Origin of the sequence: Lacinutrix neustonica (assembly GCF_026625145.1) — a bacterium.
In the GTDB taxonomy this organism is placed as follows: Bacteria; Bacteroidota; Bacteroidia; order Flavobacteriales; family Flavobacteriaceae; genus Lacinutrix; species Lacinutrix neustonica.
This window is the reverse complement of record NZ_CP113088.1, coordinates 2,863,628-2,887,907: the sequence shown is the minus strand read 5'-3', so window position 1 is coordinate 2,887,907 and position 24,280 is coordinate 2,863,628. Positions and strand designations below refer to the sequence as shown.

12 protein-coding genes, 1 tRNA gene and 10 pseudogenes are annotated in these 24,280 nt (G+C 35.9%); 8 read left to right on the top strand and 15 right to left on the bottom strand.

What is annotated here, in order from left to right; translation table 11 throughout:
- Positions 1–8: 8 nt before the first annotated feature.
- Positions 9–569 carry a hypothetical protein gene (locus tag N7U66_RS15690; RefSeq protein WP_267676062.1) on the bottom strand — a complete coding sequence of 187 codons (561 nt, stop codon included), beginning with the start codon at positions 567–569 and terminating at the stop codon, positions 9–11.
- Positions 570–1,375: 806 nt separating this feature from the next.
- On the opposite strand from N7U66_RS15690, the gene proC reads away from it, so the two are divergent.
- From proC to rpe, 7 genes and pseudogenes are all read left to right on the top strand, one after another.
- Positions 1,376–2,179 carry a pyrroline-5-carboxylate reductase gene (gene proC, locus N7U66_RS15685; RefSeq protein ID WP_267676061.1) on the top strand — a complete coding sequence of 268 codons (804 nt, stop codon included), beginning with the start codon at positions 1,376–1,378 and terminating at the stop codon, positions 2,177–2,179.
- 2 nt (positions 2,180–2,181) lie between these two features.
- Positions 2,182–2,952, top strand: a complete 771-nt coding sequence (proB, locus tag N7U66_RS15680; protein ID WP_267676060.1) for a glutamate 5-kinase — start codon at positions 2,182–2,184, stop codon at positions 2,950–2,952.
- A gap of 12 nt (positions 2,953–2,964) precedes the next feature.
- Positions 2,965–4,163: pseudogene (locus N7U66_RS15675) on the top strand (glutamate-5-semialdehyde dehydrogenase).
- 450 nt (positions 4,164–4,613) lie between these two features.
- Positions 4,614–5,474 (top strand): annotated as a pseudogene (locus tag N7U66_RS15670) (sigma-70 family RNA polymerase sigma factor).
- A gap of 190 nt (positions 5,475–5,664) precedes the next feature.
- Positions 5,665–5,886, top strand: a complete 222-nt coding sequence (locus tag N7U66_RS22655; RefSeq protein WP_390886586.1) for a BLUF domain-containing protein — start codon at positions 5,665–5,667, stop codon at positions 5,884–5,886.
- Positions 5,887–6,281: 395 nt separating this feature from the next.
- Positions 6,282–6,692: a BLUF domain-containing protein gene (locus N7U66_RS15665; RefSeq protein WP_267676059.1), complete on the top strand. Its 411-nt coding sequence runs from the start codon at positions 6,282–6,284 to the stop codon at positions 6,690–6,692.
- Between the two features lie 40 nt (positions 6,693–6,732).
- Positions 6,733–7,395: a ribulose-phosphate 3-epimerase gene (rpe, locus tag N7U66_RS15660; protein ID WP_267676058.1), complete on the top strand. Its 663-nt coding sequence runs from the start codon at positions 6,733–6,735 to the stop codon at positions 7,393–7,395.
- A 40-nt stretch (positions 7,396–7,435) separates the two neighbouring features.
- Here rpe and N7U66_RS15655 read toward each other — a convergent pair whose 3' ends face one another.
- Both N7U66_RS15655 and N7U66_RS15650 read right to left on the bottom strand, forming a co-directional pair.
- Positions 7,436–7,954, bottom strand: coding sequence for a zinc-dependent peptidase (locus tag N7U66_RS15655; protein WP_267676057.1), 519 nt, complete (start codon positions 7,952–7,954; stop codon positions 7,436–7,438).
- On the bottom strand, positions 7,897–8,310 hold the full coding sequence (locus tag N7U66_RS15650; RefSeq protein ID WP_267676056.1) for a M90 metallopeptidase family protein: 414 nt from the start codon (positions 8,308–8,310) through the stop codon (positions 7,897–7,899). Before N7U66_RS15650 ends, N7U66_RS15655 begins: the two co-directional genes overlap by 58 nt.
- Before the next feature lie 644 nt (positions 8,311–8,954).
- On the opposite strand from N7U66_RS15650, the gene N7U66_RS15645 reads away from it, so the two are divergent.
- Entirely contained in the window at positions 8,955–9,284 is a 330-nt protein-coding gene (locus N7U66_RS15645; protein WP_267676055.1) for a hypothetical protein, read from the top strand.
- Positions 9,285–9,535: 251 nt separating this feature from the next.
- Here N7U66_RS15645 and N7U66_RS15640 read toward each other — a convergent pair.
- The 12 genes and pseudogenes from N7U66_RS15640 to N7U66_RS15585 all read right to left on the bottom strand — a co-directional run bounded on the left by N7U66_RS15640 (position 9,536) and on the right by N7U66_RS15585 (position 24,280).
- Positions 9,536–9,609: transfer RNA gene (locus N7U66_RS15640), tRNA-Arg, on the bottom strand.
- A 43-nt stretch (positions 9,610–9,652) separates the two neighbouring features.
- Positions 9,653–10,101: pseudogene (locus N7U66_RS15635) on the bottom strand (GatB/YqeY domain-containing protein).
- 210 nt (positions 10,102–10,311) lie between these two features.
- A complete protein-coding gene (gene ftsZ / locus N7U66_RS15630) occupies positions 10,312–12,285 on the bottom strand; it encodes a cell division protein FtsZ (RefSeq protein ID WP_267676054.1) in 1,974 nt (657 codons plus the stop codon).
- Between the two features lie 99 nt (positions 12,286–12,384).
- A pseudogene (gene ftsA / locus N7U66_RS15625) lies at positions 12,385–13,714 on the bottom strand (cell division protein FtsA).
- A gap of 3 nt (positions 13,715–13,717) precedes the next feature.
- Positions 13,718–14,437, bottom strand: coding sequence for a cell division protein FtsQ/DivIB (locus tag N7U66_RS15620; protein WP_267676053.1), 720 nt, complete (start codon positions 14,435–14,437; stop codon positions 13,718–13,720).
- Positions 14,427–15,779: pseudogene (gene murC / locus N7U66_RS15615) on the bottom strand (UDP-N-acetylmuramate--L-alanine ligase). The gene N7U66_RS15620 and the pseudogene murC overlap by 11 nt, the downstream one beginning before the upstream one ends.
- An 84-nt stretch (positions 15,780–15,863) precedes the next feature.
- A pseudogene (gene murG, locus N7U66_RS15610) lies at positions 15,864–16,956 on the bottom strand (undecaprenyldiphospho-muramoylpentapeptide beta-N-acetylglucosaminyltransferase).
- Positions 16,956–18,149, bottom strand: coding sequence for an FtsW/RodA/SpoVE family cell cycle protein (locus tag N7U66_RS15605; RefSeq protein ID WP_267676052.1), 1,194 nt, complete (start codon positions 18,147–18,149; stop codon positions 16,956–16,958). Before N7U66_RS15605 ends, murG begins: the two are co-directional and overlap by 1 nt.
- Before the next feature lie 55 nt (positions 18,150–18,204).
- Positions 18,205–19,543: pseudogene (gene murD, locus N7U66_RS15600) on the bottom strand (UDP-N-acetylmuramoyl-L-alanine--D-glutamate ligase).
- A 41-nt stretch (positions 19,544–19,584) separates the two neighbouring features.
- Positions 19,585–20,816: pseudogene (mraY, locus tag N7U66_RS15595) on the bottom strand (phospho-N-acetylmuramoyl-pentapeptide-transferase).
- Position 20,817: 1 nt separating this feature from the next.
- Positions 20,818–22,281 (bottom strand): annotated as a pseudogene (locus tag N7U66_RS15590) (UDP-N-acetylmuramoyl-L-alanyl-D-glutamate--2,6-diaminopimelate ligase).
- Positions 22,281–24,280 (bottom strand): annotated as a pseudogene (locus N7U66_RS15585) (penicillin-binding protein). The pseudogenes N7U66_RS15590 and N7U66_RS15585 overlap by 1 nt, the downstream one beginning before the upstream one ends.

The window sequence follows — 24,280 nt, the reverse complement described above, 5'->3', positions numbered from 1 at the left end:
AATTTGACTTACATTTCCGAAGCGTCATATACACAAATAGCGTAGCAAAATTGACCTGCCGGGATACTAGAATCAAAATCTACATCAATATCATTATTAGGAGGCATTAATCTACTTCTACGATTAACCATAGGTGCCTTTGTAGCCATCCTACTGGAGTTATTACGAGACGTACCAAATGCTGAAGCAGGCACATCAAAATAAGTTCCTGTAGCGTTACCCTCTGAATCCTTAAACACTATATAAGCGCCCTCTAAAGTACTATTTGAAGACAATACAATATCAAAACCTGTCCTCTGAAAGGCTTCATTTTTTGTGCCGGACATATCAAAATCCAAATTGCTATTTGGAGCTGGTGGTAATCCAGTTACCTTAGTAGCTCCTGCTATATTGATGCCTCCTTCTAAAGTAGTCGCAGGTATATTTTCATCTTCAGTGGCATTTTGCGAATTTGCCAAAGCTTCAGTATCGACTTGAGCAGTTGTGTTATCGTCGTCCTTGCTACAAGATGTAGAAAATAAAATCGCTACAGACGCGATCGCTAAAAATAAATTACGTTTTTTCATCATAAAATTGGGTTGTTAAATTAGTTACACCTATTGTGTTGGGCAAATATATAATTATTCTTTTACTTTAAAATTTATAAAGCGCTAATCTGTTATTTGTTGTTACAACAGAAGTGTTATAGAGACTCGAATTAAGAATATCCAAATTATTTCTGTAAAACACTTTTGAATAAAACCAGGAAAAGCGCTCCATTAGAGATGGTTTAAAGGCGGCTTATAGATGCTGTAATTCGATTTAAAAAATCCACTTGAGCGTTATAAAACAAAAAGGTAAAATACGAAACCGTTTCGGATTCTTAATTCTTGAACATATTAGTTAAGTTATATAATATCCTTTCTAAATACTATTCAATGATTGTAAAAGTAAATTACTACGATTAATTTTCGTACCTTATAAATCTAGGTTTAATACAGTGTATTCCATTAAATTTTCATAATAAAATTTTAAAATTAATTCGATTTACAGAATGAAATTCAGCAGTGATTTTTTCTTGGATTAAAAACATCTATGCCTTTTTATCCGGACCTTTACTTTAATCTTAATTAATGTACTAAACATACACGATCATCGCCTTTTTTATTTTAATGCGTCTCTTATGCCGACAATTTGTCATTAAACTGAGAGACATATTCTCATGGAGAATTAAAGAATACACCGTTAAGCCCGTTCATTTTTTCATAAATCTCGAACAAAGTGACGTTAAATTATCAAATTGATGATTTAACAAAAAAACAAATATTCAGCCTAGTTCTGCATAATACTTGCACTATATAGGACATAATAATATTAAAATCAACACCTTAATTAAATGAGAGTATTAGTAATTGGAGCAGGAAATATGGGTTTAACGTATGCTGAAGGCATGGCACAATCGCCATTGCTAAGCAAGCATAATTTAAGAATTTATGACACCGATCCAAAAAAGATTAAAAAACTAAGTAAGTTGTCCTATTTCAATGTCTTTGATAATCTTGAAGATTGCCTACCAAAAGCCGATCTTGTTTTTATAGCTGTTAAACCTTATCACTGCGAGGCCTTATTCAAAACTATGAAACCGATGACTAATGATCAACAAATTTTTGTGTCGTTAATGGCAGGCGTCACTATAGATACTATTAAAGAACAGTTAGGCAAGAAAAAAGTCATTCGAACCATGCCTAATTTGCCTGCTAAAGTAGGTAAAGGTGTGACGTCATATACAGAATCTAAAGATGTGTCTAAAATAGAACTTCTCATGGTTCGTAACCTTCTCGATACTACAGGTACCTCTATTCATGTAGAGAATGAGAATTTCATTGATGCCTCAACAGGCATTTCCGGTAGTGGACCAGCCTATGTGTTTTACTTTATGCAGTCGATGCTAGAGGCGGCAAAAAAAATGGGGTTTTCAGACAACGACTCCAAAGTTTTGGTCAGTAGCACATTTGAAGGTGCCATAGAGTTGTTCAACCAATCTGATATTTCACCGGAAACCTGGATTGAACGCGTAGCGTCAAAAGGCGGAACCACACAAGCGGCCATCGATTCAATGGATGACAACAATGTAAAACAACTTATTGAAGATGCGGCTTATGCGGCATTTGATAGAGCTATTGAACTGGGTAAAAAATAAATATGGATATTAAGAGAATTGTAGTAAAAGTTGGTACCAATGTATTAACAAATAGAGACAATCGAATATTGGGCCCTGTACTAAGAGAGTTAGTAAGACAAATTGCAGAATTGTACGAGCGTGACATTATGGTAATTACGGTGTCCTCAGGCTCTGCTATCGCTGGAAAAGAAGTTTTAGGAAACACCAATATCACTGATAAATCGATAAGAAGGCAAGTGTATTCTGCAGTGGGTCAACCTAGAATGATGAGGCATTATTACAGCTTATTTCATGATTACGGAATGCGCTGTGCACAGGTTTTGGCGACCAAAAGAGATTTTGATATTGGAAAGCATCGTGAAAACATGATTAATTGTTATGAAGGCTTATTATCTGAAGGCGTTATACCTATTGCTAATGAAGATGATGCCGTCTCATTAACCATGTCTATGTTCTCAGATAACGACGAGCTGGCCAGTTTAGTTGCTGAGTTATTAGACGCAGATAGATTAATTATTTTATCAGATACGGATGGTTTATATACAGGACATCCGGACGACGAAGACTCAGTAAAATTAAACACGGTTAAAGGTGATCAAAACGTAGAAAAATACGTTCAGGCCTCTGAAAAGCAAGAAGGAGAAGGCCGTGGCGGAATGGCTTCAAAATTAAAAATAGCAAAAGGCACCGCGAAAAAAAACATTCCTACTTATATCGCCAATGGGAAACGCAAAAATGTTATAGTAGATATCATCGACAACAAACCCATAGGAACGAAATTTATTAATTAAAAATACAAAAACATGAAACTTTTAAGTTCAGAGATAAAGAATAAGGTATTGAGTACCATGATGAAAATTCGGATAGAGAACGAGACACTATTATTAAAGAGAACCAATTAGATTTAGAGGCTTTTGACAAAGAAGATCAAGCCCTATACGATAGATTAGTTGTCAATGAGGCTAAAGTAGATGGCATGATACAAGCTATCAATGAAGTACGAGCACAAGACGATCCTGTTGGAAAAGAAATCTCAAACATTACCTTAGATAGCGGCCTAAACATTATCAATAAGACAGCGCCATTTGGTACCATTATGATTATATATGAATCCCGGCCTGATGTTACAATTGAAGCAGCCGTAGTTGCGTTTAAAGCCAATAACAAGATATTATTAAAAGGTGGAAAAGAAGCCATAAACTCTAACTTGATATTAGAAAAATGCTGGCATGAGGCGCTTTTGGAAAACGGGCTGTCTAGAGATTGGATTAAGTTATTACATTTAAAAAGAGAAGAAACCCAGGAATTCCTAAAAAACCCAACTGAAAAGTTAGATTTAATTGTGCCCCGAGGTGGAGAACGCCTTATAAAATTCGTGAAAGACAATGCATCTTGTGCTGTCTTAATTAGCGGTCGTGGTAACAATTTTTTATATGTCGCTGAAGATGCCGACTGGAAGAAAACAGTAAAAGTCATCGTAAATGCAAAAACAGATAAAATTTCAGGATGTAATGCACTAGACAAAGTATTAGTAGATAAAAACATCCCCGAATATGAAGATAAAATAAAGGAGCTACAAACCCTCTTAGAAAAATTAGAGGTCGATATTGTAGTCGATCAATCTTTGTCTAACGTGTTACCAACAAAAACAAAGGTAACCAATGAAGATGTTTGGCATGAAGAGTTTTTGGCTATGAAGATCTTACTTGGGGAGGTGGGCGACATCACGCAAGCTATCGATATGATTAACACCTACTCCGGAGGACATTCTTCAACAATCATGACCGAAGATAAAAGTAAAGCAACGTTGTTTATGGAACAGGTAGATAATGCGGCAGTGTACCACAACGCCTCTACACGATTTACAGATGGTGGCCAAATGGGAGTGGGTGCAGAATTAGCCATTAGTACCGATAAGCTACACCATAGAGGCCCATTAGGTCTTAAACAACTGGTAACAAACAAATACTATGTGTTTGGTGATGGCCATATTAGAGATTAAGTATTAACAGGAAGCATCTTTAAATTACCTTTGAAGATGTTTCTTATTCTAATCCACGAATTTTAACATATAATAAGCTTATGATCAAATCATTAAAAAATCACTTTGCGGTGTTTTTTAAACTAATATGAGGCAACAGGTGACGACAAAGCAAATAAATTATCCAAATACATCTCATTTTTAATACATCCCACCGTTTTGGGTATTCATAATAATGAGTTTTAGTGTCTTGTAAAGCTAAAAACACAAGATAATTCTATCTCTTTCTTTATCAATAATAAAAACGTAAAATACTATAAACATGATGTTTAACTCAAAAAAGAGTGGTATCTTTTATGTTTTTTTTTAATTAATATCTTTTTTATGTAACAAAATGCAACCTATTTACGTATAACTAACGATAGCAATTTATTCACTCCCGAGCTTCGGGATAAAAATCACACTTTTTAAATGAGACAACTTAAAATTACCAAGCAGGTTACCAACCGTGAGACCGCATCATTAGATAAATATCTACAGGAAATTGGAAAAGTTGACTTAATTACCGCAGACGAAGAAGTAGAATTAGCACAACGTATCAAGGCTGGCGATCAGTTAGCACTTGAGAAATTAACGAAAGCTAATTTACGTTTCGTTGTATCGGTAGCTAAGCAATACCAAAACCAAGGGTTAACGTTGCCGGATTTAATTAACGAAGGTAACTTGGGTTTAATTAAAGCAGCTCAACGTTTTGATGAAACACGTGGTTTTAAATTTATCTCTTATGCTGTATGGTGGATTCGTCAATCCATTTTACAAGCGTTAGCTGAGCAATCTCGTATTGTGCGATTACCGCTTAATAAAATTGGATCTATCAACAAAATAAATAAAACATTTGCTTTCTTAGAACAAGCACATGAGCGTCCACCAAGTGCCGAAGAAATTGCAAAAGAATTAGATATGACGATTAATGACGTTAAAGAATCAATGAAGAATTCGGACGTCACGTCAGTATGGATGCCCCTTTAGTTGAAGGTGAAGATTCTAACTTATACGATGTATTAAATTCGGGAGTCACCAAATCCAGATCGTGAATTATTACACGAATCCTTACGTACTGAAATAGAACGCGCTTTAGAAACCTTAACACCTCGTGAAGCAGATGTTATTCGTTTGTATTTTGGTTTAGGAAATCAACATCCCATGACTTTAGAAGAAATAGGTGAAACGTTCGACCTAACACGCGAGCGTGTAAGACAAATTAAAGAAAAGGCTATTAGAAGATTGAAACACACTTCTAGAAGTAAAATATTAAAAACATACTTAGGTTAATCCCTGAGTTATAGTAACAAACAGTTAATCATAACTGTTCGTTTTTTGATTGATGAAAGAACCCGCGGCTGATTACCACGGGTTCACTCATTTTAATCCTTTTGTAAATCACTAAATTCTTTTTTGAAAAAAAATCTTTCACTATCTTTATAAAGCTATTACTACCTGTGTTTGTTGTTTAAAGAATATTATGTTAAAGACAATCTGTTACATTAGTAGTATTACAAATAAAACATCCCAAAAAGATTTAAGTCAGTTATCTGATTTCGTAGCTTCGAAAAATAACCAGCTGAATATAACTGGTATTCTTATTATACAACATGGCCATTTTTTCCAAATAATGGAAGGCAAACTCCAGATTGTTGAAGACCTATTTAATAAAATAAAAGTAGACCAACGGCATTCGGACTAATAAAGCTTCTAGACACGACCATTGAACATCGCATCTTTGAAGATTATAACAGCGGACATTTTTCGGTTATAAACGATTTTTCCAGTTTAAAGAAATTAAGAATTTACTTTGATTGGGTTAAAGAAGCCAATATTCTAACCATTGATGAATTAGCCACCCTAACCAATACCTTTCTTAATTCTAATCGTTGAGTTTAAAACGCATTTTATTATATAGTCATCTTCTCAGTGTACCATGTTATATAAATAATTACCAAGTCGTTTAGATATCAATCCGTAAGTAAAAAGAGTATCGAATGCATTCAAAATTAACAGGAATCCATTTAATATTAATTACTCAAAATGAGTAGTTTAAAATATTTTATTATATTTGAATTCACTCGCAATTAATCTCCCATGTATAAAACTGTTTGCTATCTCAGCACACCAAGCAGAAACCTTTCAATTTTAGACTACGAAGCACTCTTCTACACCATTAAAAACAATAATGATAGACTAAAAATTTATGGCGCACTAATAAAAACACAAGATGTTTTTTTTCAAATCATTGAAGGAGAAGTACCTATTATTGATGCCCTTTTAGAGAAAATTAAAACAGACTCGAGACACAAAAATATTATTGAAATGTTAAACCAGCCTATTGATAAACCCACGTTTTCTGATTTTGGCGTGGGATATTCTATAATTAACCATGACGCTACCATAAGGGCTTTTTACAAGTATATAAACTCTTTGGAATCTAATAAAACACCGAGTCACTCTCTTTTTTGTAATATTATTTCAAAACTAATAAATGTTGACGTTTAAAAATGTTAGTTTTGTACAAACAATACAAACTACAATATTCATGTCTTCAAAATTAATTGCACCTTCCATGCTTGCCGCCGATTTTGGTAACCTACAACGGGATACAGAACTCGTTAATAAGAGTGCCGCTGATTGGTTTCACATTGATGTAATGGACGGTCATTTTGTGCCCAACATCTCTTATGGCATGCCTATAATTGCTGCCATTAAAAAACATGCCACTAAGCCACTAGACGTGCATTTAATGATTGAAAAACCGGAACGCTACATTGAAGAATTTGCAAAAGTTGGTGCTGATATCATTACGGTGCATCATGAATCGACCGTACATTTACACCGTACACTACGACAAATTAAAGATGCCGGTTGTAAAGCGGGAGTTGTTTTAAACATCACCACACCAGTTTCTGTACTTGAAGATATACTTCCAGAATGTTATATGGTGTTGCTCATGTCCATTAATCCTGGCTTTGGAGGACAAAAATTTGAAGACGTGACTTACCAACGCGTACGAAAACTGCGCAAAATGATTGATGAGCAAGGTTTAGACACGCTTATAGAAATCGATGGTGGTGTAACCGATAAAAATATTAAACAATTAGTAGAAGCGGGTGCAAATGTTTTTGTAGCAGGAAGTCATATATTTAAAAGTGATGACCCCATCAAAACCACAGCTCATCTAAAAGCTATGGCGAATCAATAAAATGGTGTGCTTTTTTTATGTAGTGGGCTAACAAGATAGATTAATATCCTGCAAAATTAAAATTCAACATTTGTTTCACATGCTTGTAAATCGTTGGGAATTGACGTCTAAATTCTTGAGGGGTTTCAATAAAATTTTCGATAATTACGGCTGTAAACTCAAAATTATTTTCAAAGGCATAGCTTCTAAAATACGCTGATTTTTTCATTTGTAATTTAAAATTTACTTTTGAATCAATATATTCATTTAACGCTTCTAAACTACTAATAAATATATGTGCACTAATATCATTGTTGCTTTTAGAGTTTAAATAACTTAGGTGTAACGCATGTACAAATTCGTGAATACCCAAATTTAAGTTGTCATCTTCAATTTGATGCCCGTGAATAAAATCTTCCCAAGACAATATTATGGCTCTATATCCTGGATTAAAATGACCTTTATGATAGTTCCTGTCTAGATTTGAGTAGAATACCGATGGATAAATTAAAATTTTATCTATTAAGTTAATGGCATAATCCCGGTAACCAAAGGTGAGCATAATGGCCGTAGCGGCCACAAGTATTTTTTTTCATCATCTATTACGAGACCTTCTTTTCCAGTAAATTCGACTTGCGATAAGAATTTAAAAATGCGGTGTCGAAAGTACTTTTGTTGTTTAATATCTAACCGCTTATAGAATTTAAAATCGTTCTCTAATACCTGTTTTTGAAAGATATTTAAATCTTTAGTAAATAGATAAAAATGCCTAAATAGCGGTTTTTTCGCTATAAAATCAACATAAAAACCTTCTATAAACTTAAAAAGGCCTATACCAATTATAATAATACCTAAGGTAATTATTACTATTAAAATGGTATTTGAAATTGCTGGATTTTCAGGAGGATTTTGGAATAAAAAGAGAACGTTAATCATAAATAATGGGTACAAAAAGGGCTATATTGTTACAAAGTTAATCGTTCGTATTATTAAAAAGAACAGTAGCACCAATTATGTACCCCTGTGTATATCTAATAAAAACTTTATTTTTGATTAGAATTATCGTGCGTACAAAAACCCTTTAAAAATTTCAGATGCACATCAAGCTACAGCAAAAATAGAGATAAGAAGTGAAAACAGCATCATCACGAGACGAAGTCATGAATTACACTATAAGTAAGATTGAAGAGAATAACAGTACCAACTAACGCTTGTTTTATCATGATATAATATTGGTTTGGCTTCCCCATATCACGTCTTTCAGACGAATATTATGTGCTATACTGCATATCTCTTCTTTATTACTCGCAATGGTAAGGCCTCATATAATTACAAAAGAGTCCCTCGCTGCGCTGCGTCATCCTCAATGCTCCGCTTTGAAAACAAAAAGACCACACTTACAAATTCAAGCAAGCTTGATCAATGGTGTCGTTAAAAAGGATTACTCCGCTGCGCTGCGTCATCCTCAATGCTACGCTTTGAAAACAAAAAGACCACACTTACAAATTCAAGCAAGCTTGATCAATGGTATCGTTAAAAAGGATTAATCCGCTGCGCTGCGTCATCCTCAATGCTCCGCTTTGAAAATAAAAAGACCACACTTACAAATTCAAGCAAGCTTGATCAATGGTATCGTTAAAAAGGATTACTACGCTGCGCTTTGTCTTCCTCAATGCTACGCTTTGAAAACAAAAAGACCACACTTACAAATTCAAGCAAGCTTGATCAATGGTATCGTTAAAAAGGATTACTACGCTGCGCTGCGTCATCCTCAATGCTACGCTTTGAAAACAAAAAGACCACACTTACAAATTCAAGCACGCTTGATCAATGGTATCGTTAAAAAGGATTACTCCGCTGCGCTGCGTCATCCTCAATGCTCCGCTTTGAAAATAAAAAGACTATACTAACATATTCTAGCACGCTTGATCAATGGCATCGTTAAAAAGGATTACTCCGCTGCGCTGCGTCATCCTCAATGCTACGCTTTGAAAACAAAAAGACCACACTTACAAATTCAAGCAAGCTTGATCAATGGTATCGTTAAAAAGGATTACTACGCTGCGCTTTGTCATCCTCAATGCTCCGCTTTGAAAATAAAAAGACCACACTTACAAATTCAAGCACGCTTGATTTGACGTGTGGTCTTTTTATTTATTCGTGACCGCGAGAGGATTCGAACCTCCAACCCTCAGAGCCGAAATCTGATATTCTATCCAGTTGAACTACGCAGCCATTTTATTCCCAAGAGAGTGGGAATCTCAATATTCTTAATCTTTTAGCCTAATTTAGCTTTTACAACATTCGAAATGGTCTTCCCATCGGCTCTACCAGCCACTTCCTTATTTACCATTCCCATGACTTTACCCATATCTTTCATGCCTTCAGCACCCGTTTTAACAATCACTGCTTCAACTAATTTAGCGACTTCTTCTTCGCTCATCGCTTCGGTAAAAACGCCTCAATAACTTTGGCTTCTGCTAATTACGGTGCCGCCAAATCTTCTCTGCCTTGCTCCGGATAAATAGCCGCACTATCTTTGCGCTGCTTCACTTGCTTTTGAAGAATTTTCAACTCTTGTTCCTCCGTTAATTCTTCTTTTGCTCCACTTTCCGTTTGCGCTAATAAGATAGCAGACTTCACTGCTCTTAATGCCGTTAGCGCCACGGTGTCTTTACTTTTCATAGCCGTTTTCAAGGCCGTCATTATGTTAACTGATAAACTCATTTTGTGATTCTTTTTCCAAAGTACGAAGATAGGAAAATATGATAGGATTCAACCGCTCTATATGTAAACTTCTGAATAGAAAAATGATTTTTTTTAAAATTAAAGTACCTTGAAGCTTTTTAAATCTCTTCATTTCATATAAAATCAATAAAAATCCGAAAAGTTGGGGAACTCTCCGGATTTCATGTCATTAAAATTAAGGGGCTGCTATTAATCTACATTATCATGTAAAAAAGAATTATTATTTCTTAATTGAATATCATCATTATCATCTATACTTAAACTTGTTTTAGACACATTGGCTTCAGATGAAGAATGTTTAGAAGCATCCAAAGTTGTGCCTTGGCGTTTGTAAGCTGGAATTTTCTCTATGTCCTCAATTTTAGACGTATTGAATTTATAGTTAAAGTTCTTCATTTTCTCCCTTCTGTCATCTGCCCGCTCCTTTAAAATGTCTGAAATAGAACTATTCATAGGATCTAAGTCGTCCTCAGAAACTACTTGTGCGTCCTCTTTATTTAAGACTTTCTTTTCAAAAACAATTTCTTTATCTACTTCTTCCTTAACTTCTGTTTTTGTGTTTTTATTTATTGCAGAATTTACTTCTATATAGTCATCTAAAGCATAACGTACTTCTTCATTTTCACGCACTTCGGTAACAGGAATTAATTCCACATGATCTGTCACTTCATAATCTTTTATCTCACTAGTTAAGTCATGAACTATAGGCGTTTTAGAAGTTTCTTCAACGGTTGGCTCATTAATAGGCAAATCAAAACTTAATGTAATTTGCTTTCTTTCCCCCTCTTGCGCCTCAATTTCTTCTGTATTTGTATTTTTCGTTTCAGATGGCGTGATCACAAACTCTTCTTCTGTTTCAAAATGCGCGACTACTTCTTCGTACACAACATCCATATTTCTAAGAACCTCTGTCGTTGGGATCAATTCAAAATCTTCATAGACCACACTGCGCTGTTTGTTTACCTGTTCCATTTCAAACTTGCTTAAGGTGTCTTCAGTATCCTCTTCAAGATTTAACGTGTGCTTAACCACTGGCACTTCCTTTTTAACGGCTAACTCTAAAGGTGGAGACGTTATTACTCTTTGTTGCTCCTCCGAAGTAAGATCCTTTTTAATACTTTGGTCTTCTTCCAGGGCATGTATTACTTTTTTAGCTTCAGTATTAGAAATTTCATCCTGCTGTTCTACATTAAAACCTGTTGCAATAATGGTCACTGCTATAGACTCATCTAATGACTCATCTTCACCAACACCCATAATAATATTTGCACCATGACCCGCTTCTATTTGAATGTGATCGTTAATTTCACCTATCTCATCAATAGTGATTTCTTGAGAGCCGTAAACGATTAGCAACAATACGTTTTTAGCTCCTGTGATTTTATTATCATTCAATAGTGGAGAATCTAATGCTTTAGAAATGGCTTGCTGCGCTCGGTTTTGACCAGATGCGGTTGCAGAACCCATAATAGCAGTACCACTATTACTCAACACCGTTTTGGCATCTCGTAAATCAATGTTTTGTGTGTAGTGGTGCGTTATTACTTCAGCAATACCACGAGACGCCGTAGATAACACTTCATCTGCTTTAGAGAACCCTGCTTTAAAGCCTAGGTTTCCATAAACTTCACGAAGTTTGTTATTATTAATTACAATTAACGAATCGACTTCTGCTCGAAGTTTCTCAATACCAATTTGCGCTTGTTCATTACGCATTTTTCCTTCAAACTGAAAGGGCATCGTCACAATTCCTACGGTTAAAATATCCATTTCTTTAGCCATTTTAGCTATAATGGGCGCCGCTCCTGTTCCTGTTCCACCACCCATTCCAGCAGTGATAAATACCATTTTAGTATTGGTACCTAACATTTGCTGTATGTCTGAAAAACTCTCTACTGCAGACTGCATGCCTACATCCGGATTAGCTCCTGCCCCAAGACCTTCTGTTAAGTTTACACCTAACTGAATCTTGTTAGGTACCCCGCTGTTTTGTAATGCCTGCGCATCGGTATTACAAATAACAAAATCCACCCCTTTGATGCCTTGTTGGAACATGTGATTAATTGCGTTACTCCCACCGCCTCCAACACCGATAACTTTGATGACGTTAGATTGATTTTTAGGTAAATCAAAAGTGAAATTTTCGAATTCATTGTTGCTCATAAAATTCTATTTAATTGGATCAATTATTTTGACGTTGCCATGCCCCGTCTTTTTTTTCTTTATCTATTTTGTTAAGCCTTACAAGGCAAAGTCTTTTTATTATTCAGCGTTGTCTAAAAAATCTTTAACACGCTCTGTTAACGCATCTAAAAAAGAGCGCTTATGTTTTTTTGGTAACTCGACGGCTATTTCTTCTTCAATACCTTGTTCTGCTTCAATAGCTGCTTCTGCTTCAAATTCTTCTTCAATTTTTTCAGCTTTAATACGTTCTTGGCGTTTTAAACCGTCCATTACCAAGCCAACCGCTGTGGCAAATAAGGGACTGGTAATGGCGTCATCACTATCTCCTGCTAAATGTTCGTTTGGATACCCTACTCGGGTATCCATTCCTGTAATGTATTCCACTAATTGCTTTAGGTGTTTTAGCTGGCTTCCCCCGCCGGTTAAAACAATACCTGCAATCAATTTCTTCTTTTGCTCTTCGTGACCATAGTTTTTGATCTCTACATATACCTGCTCTACGATTTCAACCACTCTAGCATGAATAATCTTTGATAGGTTTTTTAGTGTTATTTCTTTGGGATCACGACCACGTAAACCTGGAATAGAGACAATCTCATTGTCTTTATTTTCTCCTGGCCAAGCAGAACCAAACTTTATTTTTAGTAACTCCGCTTGCTTTTCTATAATAGAACAGCCTTCTTTTATATCCTCTGTAATCACGTTCCCACCAAACGGAATGACCGCTGTGTGACGAATGATACCATCTCTAAAAATAGCTAAATCTGTAGTTCCTCCACCAATATCGATTAAGGCCACACCGGCTTCTTTTTCCTCCTGACTTAATACGGCATTAGCTGATGCTAGAGGCTCCAACGTGATGCCTTCTAACTCTAATCCGGCACTTTTAACACAGCGACCAATATTTCTAATAGAGGACACCTGCCCAACAACAACGTGAAAATTGGCTTCTAAACGGCCACCATACATCCCAATAGGTTCTTTTATTTCAGCTTGGCCATCCACCTTATATTCTTGAGGTAAAACATGTATAATCTCCTCTCCAGGTAACATCACTAATTTATGTACCTGATTGACTAAGCGCTCAATATCATTTTCGTCGATGACGGTTTCCGAGTCTCGGTCTTGTAATGTAATCACTGTGCTGTAAACTACGAATATGCTGTCCCGCAATTCCTACGGTTACCCCTTCAATTTTCAATGCTGCAGCAGCTTCAGCTTCTTGTATTGCTAATTGAATGGATTGAATCGTTTGGGTAATATTATTTACCACGCCACGATGCACCCCTAAACTTTTAGACTTTCCAATACCTAAGATCTCCACCTTTCCGTACTCATTTTTGCGACCTATCATGGCCACAATCTTTGTGGTTCCGATGTCTAATCCTACTGCTAAATTCTGTTCCATAATTTATACTTTAGTACAAACAACTTGGTTTTCAAATTGCAAATTCACTTTGCTATATTTTTCTAAACTCTTATCCTTAATCGCCTTATTATAAAACGCCTTGAGGTTGTTTATTTTTTTATCTAAATAATTCAAGCTACCTAAATGTACCGTGAATTGGCATTGCCTTAATTTTAAATCTATAGATTTATCCCTATTTTGATGAATCTCAATGACATTTGTTTTTAAAAACGAATCATTCATAATTCGGCTAGCAATAGTATAAACCACTGCTAAATCATTTTGTTTTACATGACCTGTAACCATGGGTACACGTGCTGTATAGTTTGTAGACAACGGCATCAAACCACCTGTACTGTCAATATAATAAGCACCTGAACTACTGACTCTTGCAATGGGTTTTTTCTGTTTTATTTTAACTGAAAAACCACCATTTACACGCAAAAACACCTCAGCATTTTCAATCATTTTATGAGCATTTAGGGCTTGCTCTAAACCATTCAAATCTAAAGTTTCTTTGGGCACACTCGTAATAGGTTGTTGATTTTGTATTAACAATTTACTAACAGTGGCGTGTGTGACAAATGGCTTCTGATCATCGACAAATTCTATAATAGGTGCTGCTACTTTTCGCTTGTTATTTCTTTGTGATGTAAACGCATACAAAAACACTACAATCGCCAACAATCCTATGATCTTTATGTGGTTCCAATTAATTCGCATCCATTAAAGCCGTTTTAATATGTTTAACTTCTTCTCCAATATCGCCAGCACCAAGGGTCATAATAACTCCGGCTTTACTTTCTTTTATTTTTGATATGATTTCTTTTTTCTGAATCAATGCTTTTTTAGGGTTAATAATTTGCTGTAACAACCATTGCGAATCGATACCTTGAATGGGCAATTCTCTCGCGGGGTAAATATCCAATAACAACAGCTCATCAAATTGAGATAAGCTTTTTGCAAAATCAGCCCCAAAATCTCGCGTTCGACTAAACAAATGTGGCTGAAAAATAGCCAACACCTCATCATCAGGATACATTTCTCTTACCGCTTGATGTGCAGCGTCAATCTCTGTGGGATGATGCGCATAATCATCTATAAATACGCGTTTATCTGTTTTAATCTGGTAGGTAAATCGACGCTTGACCCCTTTATAGCTTGCTAAAGCTTTAACAAGTTCTGTTCGGGAAGACCGTATTCTAAGGCCATCGCCAAAGCAATTAAGGCATTCGACAAATTGTGTCTACCAGGCAGATTAAATTGAATGTTATTAAGGACTTCTTTTGGTGTTTTTACATCAAAAATATAGGCCGCGTCACGTATGGTAATATTCTGAGCAGAATAATCAGCAGCATCTTCTATCCCGTAAGTGATCCCTTTTAAAGGCAAGCCGTTTCTAACAAACAATTTACCATTCGGTTTTACTTTTTTTGAAAAGGCCTCAAAAGACTCATGTAAAGCCGAAGCATCGCCATAGATATCCAAATGATCTGCATCCATAGAAGTAATGCAAGCGAAGTCCGGCGACAGCGTTAGAAAGGAACGATCAAACTCATCGGCTTCCACTACACTTACTTCATCACCATTTTCAATTAAGTTTGAATTATAGTTTTCACTGATTCCACCTAAAAAAGCAGTAAGCTTCACATCACATTCATACAATAAATGACCCAAAATACTTGAGGTCGTTGTTTTTCCATGAGTCCCTGCTACCGCTAAACAAAAGGTGTTTTTGGTAATCAACCCCAATACTTCCGACCGCTTTAACACAGTGAAATTATTCTCCTTAAAATAAGCCAACTCTTTATGGTCTTTTGGTACTGCTGGAGTATAAATAACAAGGGTCTCTTTAGAATTTAAAAACTCACTATCTATGCTATTTATTGCATCTTCAAAATGAATGTCAATTCCTAAATCTTGTAAACCGTAAGTAATGTCTGTTGGTGTTTTATCATAACCGTGAAACAGCCTTGCCATTGGCACTAAAATAACGTGCTAGCGCAGACATACCAATACCTCCAATGCCTATAAAATAGATGTTATGTTTGTTTTTTAGGTTCATTAAAATCTTTATTCCCTTCTAACGGTACTTACCGCAATGGCAGTCCCCTTATATTATTATTCTCTTATTATCAAGTTTTCTATCCTACTTTAAAAGTTTTTCAACTTCGTCGACAATCTCTTTAGTAGCATTTGCTAATGCTAATTTTTTAATATTAGCGCTCAATTCTTTTTGCTTTTCTAAGGAAGCTACCAATTGTGAAAATTTATTTTCAAAATCAACATTCAAATCCTCCTGAGCAATCATCATTGCAGCATTTTCTTTAACTACTGCCATAGCATTTTTAGTTTGATGATCTTCTGCCACGTATGGAGAAGGCACAAAAATGACAGGTTTTCCAACGATACAAAGTTCTGATACGGAACCGGCGCCAGCCCGTGAAATAATAAAATCGGCTGCTGCATAAGCATAATCCATTTTATTTATAAAGGCATGTACCTGAACATTTTTTGTGTGTCCAACGATTTTATAATCGTCATAATATAACTTTCCACATTGCCAAATGATTTGAAGGTTTTGCATTTGCAAAAACTCTATTTCATTTTTTATTAATTCGTTTATAGCCTTAGCCCCCAAGCTTCCACCTAAAACGAGTAATGTTTTTTTATCTGTAACTAGGTTAAAATGTTTTAAGCCTTCTGCTTTTTTTGAATTAATATCTAGTAAATCCTGACGTACTGGATTTCCCGTTTTAATAATTTTATTCGCAGGAAAAAAGCGTTCCAACCCATCATAGGCCACACATATTTTCTGTACTTTTTTAGACAATAATTTGTTTGTTATACCAGGATAGGAATTCTGCTCCTGTATTAAACTTGGAATTCCTTTTGATGCCGCCACCTGCAATAAGGGACCACTCGCAAAACCTCCGGTTCCAATCACGACATCTCGGCTTGAAATTATTGATTATTTGTCTAGCATTCCAAAGACTATTAAGTAATTTAAAAGGAAACATCATGTTTTTTAACGTGAGTTTTCTTTGAATACCAGAGATCCACAAGCCTTTAATCTCAAAACCTGCCTGCGGCACTTTTTCCATCTCCATACGGTCCTTTGCTCCTACAAACAGGAATTGCGCATCAGGAAAACGTGATTTTAATTCATTCGCTATCGCTATCGCTGGATAAATGTGTCCACCGGTTCCTCCCCGAGATAATATGATTTTATACGTGTTCATTATATGGCTTCCGATAGAATTTCTAACGGACTCTCTTCTGTGTTTTCTTGTTCTTTAATTTCTTCTCTTTTAGCACTTACGCTTAAAATGATCCCTATTGCTAAACAGGTCATCCAAATGGAGGTCCCCCCACTACTTACTAATGGTAAGGTTTGTCCCGTTACCGGAAATAACTCTACAGCCACAGCCATATTTATCATGGCTTGGAACACAATAGGCAAACCGACACCTAGTACTAATAATTTTCCAAAAATCGTATCTGCTTTTTGTGACACGATCACTATTCTAAATAACAACCACATATACATGGTCATTAAAAATATACCTCCTATTAGACCGAACTCTTCGATAATTATCGCAAAAATAAAATCTGACGACGATTGTGGTAAAAAGTTTTTCTGTGTGCTTTTTCCAGGGCCAACACCCGTAATATAACCAGATGCAATGGCAATTTTCGCTTTTTCTATTTGATAATCTGCCTCTGTATCCTCATCATCTGAGAAATTTTCAATACGACTCATCCAAGTATCAATTCTATTTGGCATCGCATCGGGAAACGCTTTTGCAACGACTACGAATAATGCTAATCCTAAAATACCTGCACCAACTATAGCCACCAAATAACGAATGGGATACCCCCCTAAAAACACCAAGATCACTACCATTAAAAAGATAAGCGCAGTTGTAGAAAAATTAGACGGTAGTATTAATGCCAACACTAAAAAAACGGGTAACCAAAGCGGCAAAATAGAATCTCTAAACGTAACGTGTTCATCTTTTATTTTAGACATGTATCGCGCCACATAAACCATTAACACAACAGAGGCCAAAGTAGAGGTTTGAAAAGACATATTAACAAAAGGGATACGAATCCAACGACTAGCATTAGCGCCTGCAATTGTTGTTCCTTGCAAAACAGTGACCACTAATAAAATGAGAACGACAGGAATCATGACCATAGACAATCCCCGGAAATAACGATAGGGTATTTTATGTACGCCATACATAATTGAAAATCCTAGAAACAAATGCATAAAATGTTTTACAAAAAAGGAAAAAGTATTTGTACTGCCACCTACATATGCCAAGTTGCTAGCAGCACTGTACACTGGTAAAAATGAAAAAATAGCAAGCAAGGCCGCTATTGCCCAAATTAACCTATCGCCTTTTATGTTTTTAAATAGTTTTTGCACTTTATTTATTTAATGAGATGCCTTGACTACGCTCAGCATGATAATTAGACTACTTTTATAAATTTCTAACGGCATCTTTAAATTGACGCCCGCGATCTTCATAATTTTCAAACAAATCGAAACTCGCGCATGCCGGTGACAACAAAACATTATCACCAGCCTCAGCTATTCTATAAGCTATTTTGACTGCTTCACTCATAAACTGAGTTTCCACAATAACATCCACCATATTCCCAAAGCTTTCTAAAAGCTTATCATTGTCAACACCTAGACAAATAATGGCTTTCACTTTTTCATTTACAAAAGGAAACAATTCTGTATATTCATTCCCTTTATCTGTACCTCCAACAATCCAAACCGTTGGTGCATCCATACTTTCTAAAGCATAATACGTTGCATTAACATTTGTAGCTTTAGAGTCATTAATGTACTGTACTTTATTAATTTTAAGTACTTGCTCCAAACGGTGTTCTACACCATGAAAATTCTCTAAGCTCTCACGAATGGTTTGCTTTCTAATTTTTAATAAATGGGCCACTGTTGAAGCAGCCATTGCATTTTTAATATTGTGTTTCCCTTCTAAAGCTAAATTGTTTGTTGGCATAATTATCTGGTCGTTATCTATTGTTATTTTTATGTTTTTTTTATCTAAATAAGCACCGTTTTCAATAGTCTTAACCAAAGAAAATGGTAGTAATGTGGATTGAATTTCGTTTTCACCAAGCCATTTTTCAATGACTTGATCATCGGCATCATAAATTAAATAATCGCTTTCGGTTTGATTAAGAGCAATTCTAAATTTAGAATTGATATAATTTTCAAACTTATAATCATAGCGATCTAAATGGTCCGGTGTAATATTAGTTAAAACAGCGATGTTTGGTTTAAAATCTACAATTCCATCGAGTTGAAAACTGCTAATCTCCAACACGTAGTTTTCATAGTCATAGTCTAAAATCTGCTTCGCAAAACTATCTCCAATGTTTCCTGCTAAACCAACATTCAACTCTTGTTTTAAAATATGATGCGTTAACGAAGCGGTTGTAGTTTTCCCATTACTTCCTGTGATCCCTATTAAGGTGGCATTTGTATACTTAGAAGCAAATTCAATTTCAGAAATAACAGGAACTTTCTTCTTTATAAGTTGCTGAATCAACGCAGCCTTATCTCGGAATTCCTGGACTTTTCATAACAACATCAGCATTTAAAATTTTAGATGCTGTATGCTGCTCTTCTTCCCATTCAATCTCATTATGTATAAGAACGTTTTTGTACTTTTCTTTTATTTTTCCTTTATCTGAAACAAAAACCGCATAACCCCTCGCACGTCCTAAAAGCGCCGTTCCCAAACCACTTTCTCCGCCTCCTAATATGACTAATCTTTGCTGTATCATGTCTTGAACCTCCACTTTATAGTGCCGAGTACTCTGTTTTATTATCTTAATTTTAAAGTAACTATTGAAAGGATTGCTAGTAATATGCCAACAATCCAAAACCGTGTTACTATTTTACTTTCGTGATAGCCTCCTTTTTGATAGTGGTGGTGCAATGGTGACATTTTAAAAATACGTCGGCCTGCGCCAAATTTCTTTTTGGTGTACTTAAACCATGTGACTTGTAAGATCACCGAGAGAGATTCCGCAAAAAAGATTCCGCATAACAATGGGATTAATAGTTCTTTTCTAACAGCAATTGCGATGACAGCAATAACACCTCCAATAGTTAAACTCCCCGTATCCCCCATAAACACTTGTGCTGGATACGTATTATACCACAGAAAACCTATAAGAGCTCCTACAAAGGCTGCAATGAATACGACCAATTCACCCAGTCGTGGAATGAACATCACATTGAGATAATTTGAAAAGTTAAAATTTCCAGAAATGAAGGCAAAGATGGCTAGCGCAAAGACAATTATGGCGGAACTCCCTGCTGCTAAGCCATCAATACCATCAGTTAAGTTTGCACCATTAGATACTGCGGTTACTATAAATATAACTATTGGAATAAAAAATAGCCAAGCATATTTACCTGTATCGTCACCAAACCAAGCGGTAATTTGAGCGTAGTCAAATTCATTATCTTTAACAAAAGGAATGGTGGTTTTAAGCGATTGTTCCTCTGCTCTAAACTCGGCCTCTATATTTTGTGTTACTTTTTGAGTCTCATAAACAGGGGTTACTTTTTCCTGCCTTATGGTCACTACGGATGGAAATACATAATAGAACCAACGAAAATACCCAAACCAACTTGCCCTAATACTTTAAATTTCCCACTTAATCCTGCCTTATCTTTTTTAAATACTTTAATATAATCGTCAGCAAAACCTACTAACCCCATCCAAACGGTAGTGACAATTAACAATATAACATAAATATTATCCAGTTTTGCTAAAAGAAATACCGGTATTAGGGTTGAAAAAATTATAATTAACCCCCCCATTGTTGGTGTTCCCGCTTTTTCTACTTGTCCAACTAAGCCTAAGTCTCTTACCGATTCACCTACTTGTTTTTTCTGTAATAAGCGTATGATTTTCTTTCCGAAAATTGTAGAAAACAATAACGATACAATGATAGCCAAAGCAGCACGAAAGGTGATAAATTGAAACACACTCGCCCCTGTTAACTGAAATTCTTTTTCTAAATATTCGAATAGATAGTACAACATATTATTTGTGTAATTGCTTTAATAATTCTTCTACTATTTTGTAATCATCAAAATCTGAACGTTTACCGTTTATCTCTTGATAGGTTTCGTGACCTTTACCTGCGATTAGAATGATATCACCTGGTTGCGCCAGTTGGCATGCCGTTTTTATGGCCTGCTTCCTATCGACAATAGATACCGTTTTTTTAAAATTTTGTGGTTCTACTCCTTTTTCAATGTCTTCTATAATGGATTCCGGAACTTCCGTTCTAGGGTTATCACTTGTGAAAACAACTTTCGTACTCAATGCCGTAGCAATGTGTCCCATTTTAGGACGCTTAGTTTTATCACGATCTCCACCACAACCCACTACTGTAATAAGTTTTTCGTTTTTTGTACGAATGGCGTTAATGGTTTCTAGCACATTTTTTAAAGCATCCGGTGTGTGCGCATAATCCACAATCGCTGTAATTTTCTCCTCAGAAACCAGATATTGAAAACGCCCACTAACACTTTCTAGTTCACTTATTAGTCTTAAAATCTCCGCTTTTTCAAGCCCGAGCAATTCGGCTGTGCCATAAATAGCCGTAACATTGTATGCATTAAACCCTCCAATTAATCGAGTCCGAGACTTCGCTATCATTTAACTTTAATAACATACCCCTAAACGAATGCTCTAAAATCTGCGCTTTATAATCCGCATAACTTTTTAGTGCATATTTATAGGATTTAGCCTTGGTATTCTGCACCATTACTGCACCATTTTTATCATCGCTATTCACCAGTGCGAACGCTTTCGAATTTAAATTATCAAAGAAGTGTTTTTTAACATCACGATACTCAGCGAAGGTGTCGTGATAATCTAAATGATCATGGGATAAGTTTGTAAAAACCCCTCCGGCAAATTCCAAACCTTCAGTTCTATTTTGATGAATTCCATGTGAGCTCACTTCCATAAAGCAAAATTCCACACCCTCATCATTCATCTCTTTTAAATACCGATTAATTGTAAGAGAATCCGAGTCGTATGTGTTGCTTTGTAGTCTTTATCATTTACTTTAATGACTACAGTAGACAGCAGGCCTACTTTATATCCTGCTTTTTTAAACAGTTGATATAATAAACTGGCAATGGTCGTTTTACCATTTGTTCCTGTAACACCTACCAATTTTAAATTGGACGAGGGATTACCATAATAATTAGAAGCCATAACAGCCAAGGCTTTACTCGAATGATCTACCGTTATGTAAGTCACTCCCTCTTTTAACACCTTAGGTAATTGCTCACATACCACAACCACCGCACCTTGCTGCACAGCCTGTTCAATGAAATTATGACCATCTGAAACACCTCCTTTAATAGCCACAAACACATCGTTAACACCAATATTACGGGAGTTAAAATCAATGTGACGCACCTCTAAATTTGTAGCTCCAACCACAGCATTTATAGTTACTTTATACAATATGTCAGCTAATGAATTCACTATATTTCTAAAACTATTGTTTGATTTCTTATAACTTTATCTCCCTTAGGGATAGACTGCGACTTCACCACACCTACGCCTCCCATTTTTACTTTCAACCCCATGTTTTCACATAATGCCACTGCATCCATAGTAGGCAAACCAATAACGTTTGGCATGATGGTTAAATAGATCTTTTCAGTATTGTAAAACTGTTGAAATTCTTTTTCTACTGGAGCATTTACAACTTCCGGAGACTGGATCTCATCAATGATTGGCGTATCTGTAAAAATCTTTTGAGCAATACGTTTAAATACTGGACCTGTAACATCAGCGCCATAATACCCCACTTCAATACTTGGCTTATGAATTACCACAATACAAGAATACTTAGGGTTTTCAACGGGAAAATACCCCACAAATGAAGAAATATATTTCTTATCCTTTTTCCACTCCTCAAAATTGCTATAGCCAGTTCTTACCGTCCCGGTTTTTCCTGCCATTGAGAAGTATTCTGAATACAAGCCCCTACCCGTACCATGAATCACAACGTTTTCCATCATTTTCTGAGCCTTCTCAATGGTCTCTTTCGAACAGATTTGTTTTACTCTGACTTGTTTTTTAAAGGTTTCGATTTCCTTATCTAATTCTTTAACCTCTCTTAAAAATCGAGGCTTTACCATTTCACCGCCATTGGCTACGGCATTGTAAAACGTTAAGGTTTGCAATGGAGTTAGTTTTAAATTATAACCATAAGCCATTGAGGGCAGCGCATTGCGACTCCAATTACCATCTCCTGGCCTAGGAATATTTGGTTTTCCTTCGCCAATTATAGGAAGGTCTAAGGTCTCATTGAGTTTCCATTTATCTAAAATATTAATAAATTTCATCGGGTTTTTAGAATAATGATCATCTATAATGGTTGCCAAACCAATATTTGAAGACTTTTCAAAAGCTTGAGCCGCCGATATTTTTCCATATCCGCGTGTATCGGTAATAGACCTACCATAAAAGCGTTTTGAACCCAGTTTGGTATCAACAATAGTAGAGGTATCAATAACCTTATCTTCTAATGCTGCCATAATGGCCATAAGTTTGAAAGTCGAGCCAGGCTCATGAGATTCCCAAACCGCATAATTCCTTTTTTCATAGTAGGTTCCAGCCTTACTTTTTCCCAGGTTAGAAATCGCACGAATCTCTCCGGTTTTCACTTCCATAACCACCACACAGCCATGCTCTGCATCGTACTTTTCTAATTGCTCTAACAAGGCGTGATGCGCAATATCTTGAACATTTACATCAATGGTTGTGTACACATCATACCCATCCTCCGGTTCTACCTGATTATAATCCACAATAGGCTTCCATTGTCCTTTACCTATTTTCTGTTTCCAACGTTGACCATCTTTCCCTCGTAAATATTTTGCTCCAAAAGCACCATCAATACCAGCTCTTGTAATATTACCGTCTTCATCTTCTCTCTCGTAGCCAATGGTTCGCATAGAAATCCCCCCATTGGATGCTCACGCTTTGTGTTTTGCTCAACAATTAACCCCCCTTTAAAAGCACCCATTTCCAGTAAAGGAAAGCTGCGCAGTCTTAAATAATCTGAATATCCAATATCACGAGCTAACAAATAGTATCGATTTTGTTTTGCATGGGCTTTTCTTAATTCCTCTCTATAGTAACTTGTTGATTTTCCTGAAAAATTAGATAACGAGTCACAAAGCGCTCCTAAATGTCTTTGCCACACACTTTTCTTTGGGGCTTTGGTATCAATTCTAATATCATATTTAGGAATAGACGTAGCTAATAGGTTACCATTTACAGAATATACATTGCCTCGATTTGCTGGAATAGTCACATTTTTAACCGTACGCTCTTCGGCTAACGCCCGATAATCATCGCCATTAACAAACTGGATGGTTAATAACTTTACAACCACAGCCAAGCCGAAGATGAACATGCATCCAGCTACAAAATACAATCGATTTAATATGTTCGTTTCGTTTACTGCCAC

Coding starts and splice junctions, on each gene's coding strand:
- N7U66_RS15690 (WP_267676062.1), bottom strand. CDS start 569: ATGATGAAAAAACGTAATTTATTTTTAGCGATCGCGTCTGTAGCGATT.
- proC (WP_267676061.1), top strand. CDS start 1,376: ATGAGAGTATTAGTAATTGGAGCAGGAAATATGGGTTTAACGTATGCT.
- proB (WP_267676060.1), top strand. CDS start 2,182: ATGGATATTAAGAGAATTGTAGTAAAAGTTGGTACCAATGTATTAACA.
- N7U66_RS22655 (WP_390886586.1), top strand. CDS start 5,665: ATGTTAAAGACAATCTGTTACATTAGTAGTATTACAAATAAAACATCC.
- N7U66_RS15665 (WP_267676059.1), top strand. CDS start 6,282: ATGTATAAAACTGTTTGCTATCTCAGCACACCAAGCAGAAACCTTTCA.
- rpe (WP_267676058.1), top strand. CDS start 6,733: ATGTCTTCAAAATTAATTGCACCTTCCATGCTTGCCGCCGATTTTGGT.
- N7U66_RS15650 (WP_267676056.1), bottom strand. CDS start 8,310: ATGATTAACGTTCTCTTTTTATTCCAAAATCCTCCTGAAAATCCAGCA.
- ftsZ (WP_267676054.1), bottom strand. CDS start 12,285: ATGAGCAACAATGAATTCGAAAATTTCACTTTTGATTTACCTAAAAAT.
- N7U66_RS15620 (WP_267676053.1), bottom strand. CDS start 14,437: ATGCGAATTAATTGGAACCACATAAAGATCATAGGATTGTTGGCGATT.